Origin of the sequence: Acidovorax sp. Leaf191, assembly GCF_001424425.1 — a bacterium.
In the GTDB taxonomy this organism is placed as follows: Bacteria; Pseudomonadota; Gammaproteobacteria; order Burkholderiales; family Burkholderiaceae_C; genus Acidovorax.
Map to the genome: position 1 here is coordinate 52,645 of NZ_LMPT01000019.1, position 12,473 is coordinate 65,117.

At 67.4% G+C, this 12,473-nt stretch carries 7 protein-coding genes and 1 pseudogene; 4 read left to right on the top strand and 4 right to left on the bottom strand.

What is annotated here, in order from left to right; all coding sequences use genetic code 11:
* Positions 1-45 precede the first annotated feature (45 nt).
* Positions 46-1,056: a LacI family DNA-binding transcriptional regulator gene (locus ASG27_RS14340; protein ID WP_056412421.1), complete on the bottom strand. Its 1,011-nt coding sequence runs from the start codon at positions 1,054-1,056 to the stop codon at positions 46-48.
* A 453-nt stretch (positions 1,057-1,509) separates the two neighbouring features.
* Here ASG27_RS14340 and ASG27_RS14345 point away from each other — a divergent pair, with 453 nt between their 5' ends.
* The 3 genes from ASG27_RS14345 (at position 1,510) to garD (ending at position 5,431) form a co-directional block, all read left to right on the top strand.
* Positions 1,510-2,469 carry a Bug family tripartite tricarboxylate transporter substrate binding protein gene (locus tag ASG27_RS14345; RefSeq protein ID WP_056412424.1) on the top strand — a complete coding sequence of 320 codons (960 nt, stop codon included), beginning with the start codon at positions 1,510-1,512 and terminating at the stop codon, positions 2,467-2,469.
* 114 nt (positions 2,470-2,583) lie between these two features.
* On the top strand, positions 2,584-3,747 hold the full coding sequence (locus tag ASG27_RS14350; RefSeq protein ID WP_056412427.1) for an L-talarate/galactarate dehydratase: 1,164 nt from the start codon (positions 2,584-2,586) through the stop codon (positions 3,745-3,747).
* A gap of 106 nt (positions 3,748-3,853) precedes the next feature.
* Entirely contained in the window at positions 3,854-5,431 is a 1,578-nt protein-coding gene (garD, locus tag ASG27_RS14355; protein WP_056412429.1) for a galactarate dehydratase, read from the top strand.
* Positions 5,432-5,530: 99 nt separating this feature from the next.
* On the opposite strand, the pseudogene ASG27_RS14360 reads toward garD, so the two are convergent.
* Positions 5,531-5,953, bottom strand: a pseudogene (locus tag ASG27_RS14360) (acyl-CoA thioesterase).
* Positions 5,954-6,093: 140 nt separating this feature from the next.
* Positions 6,094-6,876, bottom strand: coding sequence for an SDR family oxidoreductase (locus tag ASG27_RS14365; RefSeq protein ID WP_056412432.1), 783 nt, complete (start codon positions 6,874-6,876; stop codon positions 6,094-6,096).
* 139 nt (positions 6,877-7,015) lie between these two features.
* On the opposite strand from ASG27_RS14365, the gene ASG27_RS14370 reads away from it, so the two are divergent.
* Entirely contained in the window at positions 7,016-8,716 is a 1,701-nt protein-coding gene (locus tag ASG27_RS14370) for an electron transfer flavoprotein-ubiquinone oxidoreductase (protein ID WP_056412435.1), read from the top strand.
* Between the two features lie 87 nt (positions 8,717-8,803).
* On the opposite strand, the gene ASG27_RS14375 is transcribed toward ASG27_RS14370, so the two are convergent.
* Entirely contained in the window at positions 8,804-12,460 is a 3,657-nt protein-coding gene (locus ASG27_RS14375; protein WP_056412439.1) for a hydantoinase B/oxoprolinase family protein, read from the bottom strand.
* Between the last annotated feature and the right edge of the window lie 13 nt (positions 12,461-12,473).

Sequence of the window (12,473 nt, forward strand, 5' to 3'; positions counted from 1 at the left end):
GGCAAGCCCGGGGGCCCTTACAACGTGGCCGATCCGGCCGCGGCGTCAGCCCGGCACGGCTGCGGTGGAGGCCCGCTCGATCAGCTCGAACCCCAGGTCGAACGTCGAGCGCTGCGGCTGCACGCCGCGGCAGCGGTCCATGATGAGCTGCGCTGCCAGGCGGCCGATCACGGGCCCGTCCACGTGCACGGTGGTGATGGGCGGCACCATGTGCGCGCTGAAGTCCGCATTGCCAAAGCCGGAGATCGCCAGGTCCTGCGGCACGCGCAGGCCGCGCGCCTGGGCCTCCACCAGAATGCCGTGGGCCAGCATGTCCGAGCTGCACACCACCGCCTGCAGGCCGGGCTCACGGGCGAGCAGCTCGCACAGCGCCCTGCGGCCCAGTTGCAGCGTGCTGGGCGCAGGCACCACGGCCGTGGGTACGTCGCGGCCCCAGGCGGCCAGAAAACCCTCGCGCCGCTCCATCGCGCGCTGGTCGCCGCCGGTGGCGATGCCCACGCGCTGGTAGCCCCGCGACAGGAAGTACCCCGCCAGCGCACTGCCGACCTTGAGGTGCGAAAACCCGATCACCATGTCCACCGGCCGGTCGCTGATGTCCCAGGTCTCCACCACCGGCACGCCCGCTTTGCGCAGGCGGTCGCGCGCGGCTTCGGACTGCACCAGGCCCATCATCACGATGCCGTCCGGCTGCCGGCTGACCATGGCGTTGAGCACATCGATCTCGCGCTGCGCGTCGTAGAACGTCTGGCCCAGCAGGAGTTGGTAGCCCTCTTCCGCCAGCGTGGCCGTGAGCGACTGCACCGTGGGCAGGAACTGCGACACCGACAGCGCCGGCACGATCCCCGCCACCATGCGGCTGCGCTTGGACTTGAGCCCGCCGGCCAGCAGATTGGGGATGTAGCCCGTGGCCTCCACCGCCTGCTGCACGCGCGCCCGCGTCTTCTCCGACACGATGCCGGGGTTGCCCAGCGCACGCGACGCCGTGATGGGCGAGACGCCGGCCGCCTGGGCGACGTCGTGCAGGGTGGCGGGCTTGCGGGGCGGTGGCAGGTTCATGAAGGGTACGGCGGAGACTGCGGAAAGAGCGGAAAGAGCGGAAGGGGCGGACAAGCGGATGTCGGTGCGAGAAGCGGCCGGTGGGGGCCACGGCCAGTGCAGTGGGCTCTGGCGGCCGTGCGCTTCAGGGCACAACCCACAGCGCGACTCGCCATGCGCGACTCGCCATGCGCGACGTTAGCAGATAGCGCAGCGGCCCCGCCCCCCTGCCCGCCTGCGCGAAGACCGCGCGCAGAGCCTGCCAAGCACCCCCGATGGACGCGCCCAGCCGGCGCCCTGGGCGCCGCACCCAGCGAAACATGCAGCAGATCACCCCGCATTGACTTTTGAAATGACAACGATATCATTTATCCGGCCAACAAAAAAACAGAGTTCATGGCGACAGAAATAAAACAGATGCTGGCATTCGCCCAAAAATGACAACGATGTCATTCAACCATCAAGGAGACAAGCATGAAGAAACTTTGGATCACCGCCGCGCTGGCCATGGCGGCGTGGAGCACCTCGGCCCTCGCCTGGCCCGACAAGGCCGTCACGCTGGTGGTGCCCTTCCCGCCCGGCGGCTCCACCGACCAGGTCGCCCGTGCCGTGAGCCCCCGCCTGACCGACAAGCTCAAGCAGCCGTTCACGGTCGACAACCGGGCCGGCGCCACCGGCACGATCGGCGCCACCTTCGTGCAGCGGGCTCCGGCCGATGGCTACACCTTCCTCGTCACGTCGCTCGGCCCGCTGGTCATCGTGCCGCACCTGCTCAAGAGCCTGCCCTACGACCCCACCAAGGACTTCGACTTCATCACCGTGGCCGTGGCCTCGCCCAACGTGCTGGTGGTGCCCGCCAACTCGCCCCACAAGAGCGTGGCCGACGTGATCGCGCACCTCAAGGCCAACCCCCACAAGATGAGCTTCGCGTCCGCCGGCAATGGCTCCAGCGACCACCTGACGGCCGAGCTGTTCTGGCAGCAGACGGGCACCCAGGGCGTGCACATCCCCTACAAGGGCGGCGCTCCCGCGCACACCGACCTGATCGGCGGCCAGGTGGACGCGTCGTTCCAGAACATCAACGCCGTGATCCAGTACATCAAGGGCGGCAAGATGCGCGCCCTGGCCGTGACCAGCCCCCAGCGCTCGCCCGTGCTGCCGGATCTGCCCACGCTGGCCGAGGCAGGCGTGAAGAACGTCGAAGTCGCATCCTGGCAAGCCATCGTCGCGCCCAAGGGCCTGCCGCCCGCCGTGCGCCAGAAGGCCCATGCCGCGTTCGTGGAAGCGCTGAACGACCCCAAGGTGAAGGAGCAATTCGTCTCCATCGGGTTCGAGATGGTGGCCAACACGCCGGAAGAATTCGCCGCCTTCCAGCGCAAGGAATACGACCGCTGGAAGACCGTGATCCAGGCCGGAAAGATCACCATCGACTGACCCCTGGCCGCCGGGAAACCCGCGCAGGCCGCCGCGGGTTTCCCTTGCACGCATCGCCCTGCTCCCAGTCCGTTTTTTGCCTTTCGTCCTTTCGTCGCCCCCCGCTTGAACGCCATGACCGCCCTCTCATCCGCCGACAACACCCCGCTGAGCCCCGACAGCATCGCCTGGATCCGCCTCTCGTCGTGCTACCTGCCGCTGGCCCACCCCATCAGCGACGCCAAGGTGCTGACCGGCCGTCAAAAACCCATGACCGAGATCGCGATGCTGTTCGCCGAGATCGAGACCCGCGACGGCCACCGGGGCCTGGGCCTGAGCTACTCCAAGCGCGCCGGCGGCCCCGGCCAGTTCGCGCATGCCAGGGAGATCGCCCCCGCGCTCATCGGCGAAGACCCGAACGACATCGCCCGCCTGTGGACCAAGCTGTGCTGGGCGGGCGCCTCGGTGGGCCGCAGCGGCATGGGCGTGCAGGCCATCGGCGCGTTCGACGTGGCGCTGTGGGACCTGAAGGCCCGCCGCGCCCACCTGTCGCTGTCCAAGCTGCTGGGTTCGCAGCGCGAGTCCGTGCGCTGCTACAACACCTCGGGCGGCTTCCTGCACACGCCGCTCGACCAGCTCAAGGTGAACGCCCGGGCCTCGCTGGACCGGGGCATCGGCGGCATCAAGCTCAAGGTGGGCCAGCCCGACTGCGCGCTGGACATCCAGCGGGTGCAGGCCATGCGCGAGCACCTGGGCGACGCCACCCCCATCATGGTCGACGCCAACCAGCAGTGGGACCGCCCCACCGCCCAGCGCATGTGCCGCATCTTCGAGCAGTACAACCTGATCTGGATCGAAGAGCCGCTGGACGCCTACGACTACGAAGGCCACGCCGCGCTGGCCGCACAGTTCGACACCCCCATCGCCACCGGCGAGATGCTGACCAGCGCCGCCGAGCATGGCGAGCTGATCCGCCACCGCAGCGCCGACTTCCTCATGCCCGACGGCCCGCGCCTGGGCGGCATCACGCCCTTCCTCAAGGTCGCGGCGCAGGCCGAGATGGCCAACGTGATGCTGGCCCCGCACTTCGCGATGGAGCTGCACGTGCACCTGGGCGCCGTGTACCCCAGCGAGCCCTGGGTCGAGCATTTCGACTGGCTGGAGCCTCTGTTCAACGAACGCCTGGAACTGAAAGACGGCCGCATGCTGGTGCCTACCCGCCCAGGCCTGGGCCTTTCGCTCACGGACCAGGCCCGCGCCTGGACGCGCGAGACCGCCGAGGTGGGCCCGTGCGCCTGACCGCCGTCCCTGCTCGCTCCCGCACCGACAGCAACCTGCCATCCCAATACCCACACGCCAGCGCATCCAACCCGCGGCACGCCCTGCGTGCCCAGGAGCCAGCCCCATGAACGCCAGAACCACTCCCTTGCGCCCTCCTCTGTGCATCCAGATGCACGAGGCCGACAACGTCGCGATCGTCGCCAACGACGGTGGCCTGCCCGCCGGCACCACCCTGCCTGCGGGCGTGACGCTGGTGGATGCCGTGCCCCAGGCGCACAAGGTGGCGCTCCAGGACATCCCCCAAGGCGGCGTGGTGCGGCGCTACAACATGCCCATCGGCTATGCCATCCGCGCCATCCCGGCCGGCAGCTGGGTGCATGAAAAGCTGCTGGACATGCCCGATGCGCGCTCGCTCGACGGCCTGCCCATCGCCACCGTGAAGCCGGCTGCGCCACCGCCGCTCACGGGCTACACCTTCGAGGGCTATCGCAACGCAGACGGCTCGGTGGGCACGCGCAACATCCTGGCCATCACCGAGACCGTGCAGTGCGTGGCCGGCGTGACCGATTTCGCGGTGCAGCGCATCAAGGCCGAGCTGCTGCCGAAGTACCCGAACGTGGACGACGTGGTCGCCCTGGCCCACACCTACGGCTGCGGCGTGGCCATCGACGCGCCCGACGCCGTGATCCCCATCCGCACGCTGCGCAACATCAGCCTGAACCCCAACTTCGGCGGCGAGGTGATGGTGGTGAGCCTGGGCTGCGAGAAGCTGCAACCCGAGCGCCTGCTGCCCCCCGGCACCATCCCGCTGGTGGACGAACGCACGCAGGCAGACACCCCGCTGGATGTGGTGTGCCTGCAGGACGAGGCGCATGTGGGCTTCATGTCCATGGTCGATTCGGTGATGCGCCAAGCCGAGCGGCACCTGCAGCGCCTGAACCAGCGCCGCCGCGAAACCGTGCCCGCCAGCGAACTCGTCGTGGGCGTGCAGTGCGGCGGCAGCGATGCCTTCAGCGGCGTCACCGCCAACCCGGCCGTGGGCTTTTGCACCGACCTGCTGGTGCGTGCGGGCGCCACCGTGATGTTCAGCGAAGTGACCGAGGTGCGCGACGGCATCGACCAGCTGACCGCGCGCGCCTCCACCCCCGAGGTGGCCGAGGCCATGATCCGCGAGATGGCCTGGTACGACGCCTACCTGCAGCGCGGCCGGGTGGACCGCAGCGCCAACACCACGCCGGGCAACAAGAAGGGCGGCCTGTCCAACATCGTGGAAAAGGCCATGGGCTCCATCGTCAAGAGCGGCAGCTCGCCCATCACCGGCGTGATCTCCCCGGGCGAAAAGCTCAAACATAAGGGCCTGATCTACGCCGCCACGCCCGCCAGCGACTTCATCTGCGGCACGCTGCAGGTGGCAGCCGGCATGAACCTGCACGTCTTCACCACCGGCCGCGGCACGCCCTACGGCCTGGCCGAGGTGCCCGTCATCAAGGTCGCCACGCGCGACGACCTGGCACGCCGCTGGCACGACCTGATGGACGTCAACGCCGGCACCATCGCCACCGGCGAGAAGACCATCGAAGACGTGGGCTGGGAGATGTTCCACCTCGTGCTGGAGGTGGCCAGCGGCCGCAAGAAGACCTGGGCCGAACACTGGAAGCTGCGCAATGCGCTGGTGCTGTTCAACCCGGCGCCGGTGACTTGAGCTGAGCTGAGCCCCAGCGGAATGCTACTATTTCAATAGCTGCTGGCGCTTTACCAGTGCGCGGTAGAGCACTATTTCGCTTGAATTTTCAATACCCCATCAGGCACTGACGAGCGCCCGCATCCAGTCGGGCAGATCCGTGGCCTTCTGCCGCGGAAAGTCCACCCAGATGGTGGTGGCGCCGCCTGCCGCGCACACCACGCCCGGCTGGTCCACGCGCTCCATGGTGCCCCAGGTCTCGAACGTGGTGCGGCCCGGGTCGCTCACGTAGAGCTTGAGCAGCACATCGGCCGGGTACTCCAGCTGCCGGTAGAAGTTGCAGAACGCGTTGACGATGACCGGCCCCTGGCCCTGCGGGTCGGGGTTGCAGCCCACCGACACCAGCCAGTCGATGCGCGCCGTCTCCAGGTACCTGAAGTACACCGTGTTGTTGACATGGCCCATCGCATCCATGTCGCCCTAACGCACGGGAAAGCGCATCTCAAAAACCAGCTTCTTGACTTCAGGAATTTCAATCTTCATCGATAGTCCAGTTTGGTGGTACCGCCCAGCGCTCTGCAACTGGCGCGCCCCCAGGCCAGTGCCACCGTGGAACTGGCTCCGCCAGGCCACCGGTGGCGTCCCCCTCGGAGGATGGCGCGCAGCGCCTCAGGGGGGCTCTTCTACACAGCGAAGCCGTCGTCGGCGGCGATGACGGCGCCGTTGATGAAATGGCTCTGGTCGCTGGCCAGCATGACCAGCAAGGCATCCAGGTCCTGCGGGCTGCCCACGCGTCTGCGGGGGAGCATGGCGATGAGCTTCTTGCCCTGCTCGGTGTCCCAGTGGTGGTGGTTGATCTCGGTGTCGATGTAGCCGGGGCAGATCGCGTTGGTGTTGATGCCGAACTTGCCCCATTCCATGGCCATGGCGCGGGTCATCTGCACCACGGCGGCCTTGCTCATGCAGTAGGCACCGATCTGCGGCAGCACCTTGAGGCCCGCCATCGAGGCGATGTTGATGATGCGCCCACCCGTGAAGCTGCCCGGCGCCGCACCGCGCGAGCGGGCCAGCATGCGCTTGCCGACCTCCTGCGCCACGAAGAACGCACCCTTCACGTTGGTGTCGAAGATGAAGTCGTAGTCCTCGGGCGTCACGTCCTGCAGGCGCTGCGTGGTACTCACGCCCGAGTTGTTGACCAGGATGTCGATGGAGCCCATTTCGGTCTCGGCGTGCGCCACGGCGGACTTGATGGAGTCGTGGTCAGTTACGTCGAGCTCGATCACGTGGGCGTCACCGCCCTCGCCTTCGATGCGCGCGCGCAGCTCCTTGAGCTTTTCCACCCGGCGGCTGGCCAGCACCACCCCGGCGCCGGCGCGGGCCAGCGTGCGGGCGAACTGTGCGCCCAGGCCGCTGGAGGCGCCGGTGATGAAGGCCACCCGGCCGGACAAGTCGATGCTGTAAGCCATTTAGAGTCTCTCCACTCAACAAAATAGAACGGTCGTTCGATTGTCGCTATTCCATGAATACAATCAGTCGCCAGCCAGACAGGGCATTGCATCCTGTACTGTTCAAAATATCCATTATCAAACGCCCGACGAGAAGCCCATGACAAACGAAGAAATCATCGCCCAGTATGGTCCCCGTGAATCGATGGAATACGACGTGGTGGTCGTTGGCGGCGGCCCTGGCGGCCTGGCCACCGCGATCCGCCTGAAGCAGCTGGCTGCCGAAAAGGGCCAGGATGTCTCGGTGGTGGTGCTGGAAAAAGGCTCCGAGCCCGGCGCGCACATCCTGTCGGGCGCCATCATGGACCCCAAGGCACTGACCGAGCTGATCCCCGACTGGAAAAAGCGCGGCGCACCCCTCAAGCAGCCCGTTACCGACGACGCCTACATCTTCCTGTCGGAAAAATCGGGCCTGCGCGTGCCCAATGTGTTCTTGCCCCCCTTCGCGCAGAACCACGGCAACTACATCGTGCGCCTGGGCGACGTGACCAAATGGATGGCCGAGCAGGCCGAGGCCCTGGGCGTGGAGATCTTCCCCGGCTTTGCGGCCGCCGAAGTGCTCTACAACGAGAATGGTTCGGTCAAGGGCGTGGCCACCGGCAACATGGGCGTGGGCAAGGACGGCGAGCCCACCGAGAACTTCCAGCTGGGCATGGAACTGCTGGGCAAGTACACCGTGTTCGCCGAAGGCGCGCGCGGCCACCTGGGCCGCCAGCTGATCGAGCGCTTTCACCTGTCCGAAGGGCGCGACCCGCAAAGCTTCGGCCTGGGCGTGAAGGAGCTGTGGGAGATCGACCCCAAGAAGCACCAGCCCGGCTTCGTGATGCACACCGCCGGCTGGCCGATGGAGAACGACACCTACGGCGGCGCATTCCTGTACCACCTGGACGACAACAAGGTTGCGCTCGGCTTCGTGACCGGCCTGGGCTACAAGAACCCCTACCTCAGCCCGTTCGAGGAATTCCAGCGCTGGAAAACCCACCCCAACGTCCGCTACTACTTCGAGAACGAAAAAGGCGAGATCACGGCGAAGCGCCTGTCGTATGGCGCGCGCGCCATCAACGCCAGCGGCATCAACGCCCTGCCCAAGACCATCTTCCCGGGTGGCGCACTCGTGGGCTGCAACGCAGGCTACCTGAACGTGGGCCGCATCAAGGGCAGCCACGCCGCCATCAAGACGGGCATGCTGGCCGCCGAGGCTGCGTACGACGCCGTCGTGGCCGGCCGCCAGCACGACGAACTCAAGGCCTACCCCAAGGCTTTCGAGGAAAGCTGGCTCTACACCGAGCTGAACAAGGACCGCAACTTCAAAAACTGGTTCAAGTACGGCCTGACCACGGCCACGGTGATGAACGGCTTCGAGCAGCTGATACTGCGCGGCCGCATGCCCTGGACGCTGCACCGCGACAAGCCCGACCACGCCTACCTCAAGCCCGCGGCCGAGTGCAAGCCCATCGTCTACCCCAAGCCCGATGGCAAGCTCACGTTCGACCGCCTGAGCAGCGTGTTCATCAGCAACACCAACCACGAAGAGAACCAGCCGGCGCATCTGACGCTCAAGGATGCCAGCGTGCCGGTCAACATCAACCTGGCCAAGTACGCCGGCCCCGAGGCGCGCTACTGCCCGGCGGGTGTGTACGAGTTCGTGCCCGATGTGGCCAAGGGCGGCGACGCGCAGCGCCTGCAGATCAACGCGCAAAACTGCGTGCACTGCAAGACCTGCGACATCAAGGACCCGACGCAGAACATCGTGTGGGTCACGCCCGAAGGTGGCGGCGGCCCGAACTACTCGGGCATGTGACCCGCGCTGGCGATACACCGCCAGCCACCCAGATCAAAGGGCCTGCCATGCAGGCCCTTTTTCATGGCGCGGGCCCGCAGGCCCGGTTCACTCAGCGGCCACGCATTCGCCGAACCCGCCACCGCCCGGGGTGGAGATCTCGAACACATCGCCCGGCTCCATCTGCGCGGCGCCGATGTGGCCCAGTTCCTCGACCTGGCCGTTCGCGCGCAGCACCCGGTTGGCGCCTGCGCGGCCCGGCTGGCCGCCCGCCATGCCGAAGGCGGGGTTGAGCCGCCCGTTGGACAGGATGCTGGCCGTCATGGCCTCCAGAAAGCGCACGCGCCGCACGCCGCCGTCACCACCGGCCCAGCGCCCCGCGCCGCCTGACCCACGCTGGATCTCGTAGCTGTCGAGCACCACCGGGAAGCGGAACTCCAGCACCTCGGGGTCCGTGAGGCGCGAGTTGGTCATGTGGGTCTGGACCACGCTCGTGCCGTCGAACCCGCGCACCGCGCGGCCTGATGCATCGAACACCGCACCCGCGCCGCTGCCGCCCGCGATGGTTTCGTAGTACTGGTACTGCGCGTTGCCGAAGGTGAAGTTGTTCATCGTGGGCTGGCTGCCCGCCATCACGCCCAGGGCGCCGAACAGCGCGTTGGTGATGCAGGTGGAGGTCTCCACATTGCCCGCCACCACCGAGGCCGGCGGGTTGGGGTTGAGCATGGAGCCCTGCGGGATGATGACCTGCAAGGGCTTCAAGCACCCGGCGTTGAGCGGAATATCGTCGTCCACCAGCGTGCGGAACACGTACAGCACCGCGGCCATGCACACCGCACGCGGCGCGTTGAAGTTGTTGGTCTGCTGCGCGCTGGTGCCCGCAAAGTCGATCACCGCGCTGCGCTCGGCCACGTTGACCTTGACCGACACGCTGATCTGCGCGCCGTTGTCGAGCGGCAGGGTGAACTGCCCGTCCTTGAGCTGCGTGATCACGCGGCGCACCGACTCTTCGGCGTTGTCCTGCACATGGCGCATGTAGGCCTGCACGACGGGCAGGCCGAACTGCTCCACCATCTTGGAGAGTTCCTGCACGCCCTTTTCGTTGGCCGCGATCTGCGCGCGCAGGTCGGCCAGGTTCTGCTGGGGGTTGCGGCTGGGGTACTGGGTGGTGCCGCCGCCCGTGGCCAGCAGCGTGCGCACCTCCTCTTCCAGGAAGATGCCGCGGTCCACCAGCTTCACGTTGTTGATCTGCACGCCCTCTTCGTCGATGCGCGTCGAAAACGGCGGCATGGAGCCCGGCGTGGTGCCGCCAATGTCCGCATGGTGGCCCCGGCTGCCGACGTAGAACGTGGGCTCTGCGCCTGCGGCCACGTAGACCGGCGTGATCACCGTCACATCGGGCAGATGGGTGCCGCCGTGGTAGGGGTCGTTGAGCATGAATACATCGCCCGGGTGCATCTTGCCGGTGTTCTCGCGGATCACGGTCTTGATGCTCTCGCCCATCGAACCCAGGTGCACCGGCATGTGCGGCGCGTTGGCAATGAGGTTGCCGGCAGCATCGAACAACGCGCAGCTGAAGTCCAGGCGCTCCTTGATGTTCACCGAATAGGCCGTGTTCTGCAGCTGCAGGCCCATCTGCTCGGCGATGTTCATGAACAGGTTGTTGAACACCTCCAGCAGCACCGGGTCCACCGTGGTGCCGGCGGCGTACTGGACCTTGCGCGCGGTCACGCGGTCCAGCACCAGGTGGTCCAGGTCGGTCAGGCGCGCCGACCAGCCTGGCTCCACCACGGTGGTGGTGTTCTTCTCGGCAATGATCGCGGGGCCCGGGACCACGTCGCCGGGGCGCAGGTCCTCGCGCACCACCAGGGCTGCGTCGTGCCACTCGCTGCCCGAATACATCTGCACCGTCTCGCGCAGCGGGTGCTTGCGGTGGGCGTGCACCGGCAGGCGCGGCTCGGCGGGCGCATCGCCGGCGATCACCGCCTCGACCGACACGGCTTCCACCACCAGGCCCTTGCCCACCATCAGGAAGGCAAAGCGCTGGCGGTACGCCGCTTCGAAGGCGGACTGGATGGTCGCCATGTCGCCGAAGGGCACGACCAGCGCGGAGTCGGTGCCCTCGTAGCGCACATGCACGTTGTGGCGCACCTGCACGGGGTTGGCGCTGACCTGCTGGCGCTCCAACTCGGCCTGGGCGGCAGAGCCCAGCGCGTCCAGCCGCTCGGCTATCAGGGGCAGCACCTCGGTGGCGAGCGGCATCTCCACCGCCTGCTCGCGGATCACGTTCTGGTCCGCCAGGCCCATGCCGTAGGCGCTGAGCACGCCCGCCAGCGGGTGCACGAACACCCGCGTCATGCCCAGGGCGTCGGCCACCAGGCAGGCGTGCTGGCCGCCCGCGCCGCCAAAGCACTGCAGCGTGTAGCGCGTGACGTCGTAGCCGCGCGCCACGCTGATCTTCTTGATGGCATTGGCCATCTGCTGCACGGCGATCTGGATGAAGCCTTCGGCCACTTCCTCGGGCTTGCGCTGGGTCTGCGTGGCGATGTCCTGAAAACGTGCGCGCACCGCGTCGGCATCCAGCGTCTCGTTGGCGGCAGGGCCGAACACGCTGGGGAAGTAGCGTGGCTGCACCTTGCCGACCATCACGTTCGCGTCCGTCACGGCCAGCGGGCCGCCGCGGCGGTAGCTGACGGGGCCGGGGTTGGCACCCGCGCTCTCCGGGCCCACCCGGAACCGCGATCCGTCGTACGCCAGCACCGATCCGCCGCCGGCTGCCACCGTATGGATGCTCATCATGGGTGCGCGCATGCGCACGCCGGCCACATGGGTTTCGAACTCGCGCTCGAACGCACCGGCGTAGTGGCTCACGTCGGTGGACGTGCCGCCCATGTCGAAGCCGATGACCTTCTCATGCCCCGCCAGCCCTGCCGTGCGCGCCATGCCCACGATGCCGCCTGCGGGGCCGGACAGGATGGCGTCCTTGCCCTGGAAGGTGCCCGCATCGGTGAGGCCACCGGACGACTGCATGAAGAACAGCTTGACGCCCGGCATCTCGCTGGCCACCTGGTCCACGTAGCGGCGCAGGATGGGCGAGAGGTATGCATCCACCACCGTGGTGTCGCCGCGGCTCACGAACTTCATCATGGGGCTGGTTTCGTGCGATGTGCTGATCTGCGTGAACCCGACCGATCGCGCGATGCGCTGCGCCGCCTTTTCGTGCTGCGCGTAGCGGTAGCCGTGCATGAACACGATGGCCACGCTGCGCAGGCCGCGCGCGTAGGCTGCCAGCAAATCGCCGCGCAGCGTGGGCTCGTCCAGGGGCAGCATCACGCTGCCGTGCGCACCCATGCGTTCGCGGGCCTCGATCACCTCGGTGTAGAGCAGCTCGGGCAACTGGATATGGCGGTCGAACAGGCGCGGACGGTTTTGGTACGCGATGCGCAGCGCATCGCGAAAGCCGCGCGTGGTGACCAGCAGCGTGGGCTCGCCCTTGCGCTCCAGCAGTGCATTGGTGGCCACGGTGGTGCCCATCTTCACGCACTCGACCTGGGCGGGCGTCACCGGCTCGCCGGGCTTGAGCCCCAGCAGGTGGCGTATGCCTGCCACCGCGGCGTCCTTGTACTGCTCGGGGTTTTCGGACAGCAGCTTGTGGGTGGTGAGCGAGCCATCGGGCCGCTTGGCCACGATGTCGGTGAAAGTGCCGCCCCGGTCGATCCAGAACTGCCAGCGGGGCGTGTGTGTTGGGGGTGTCAGGTTATTCATGGTGTGATGGTTC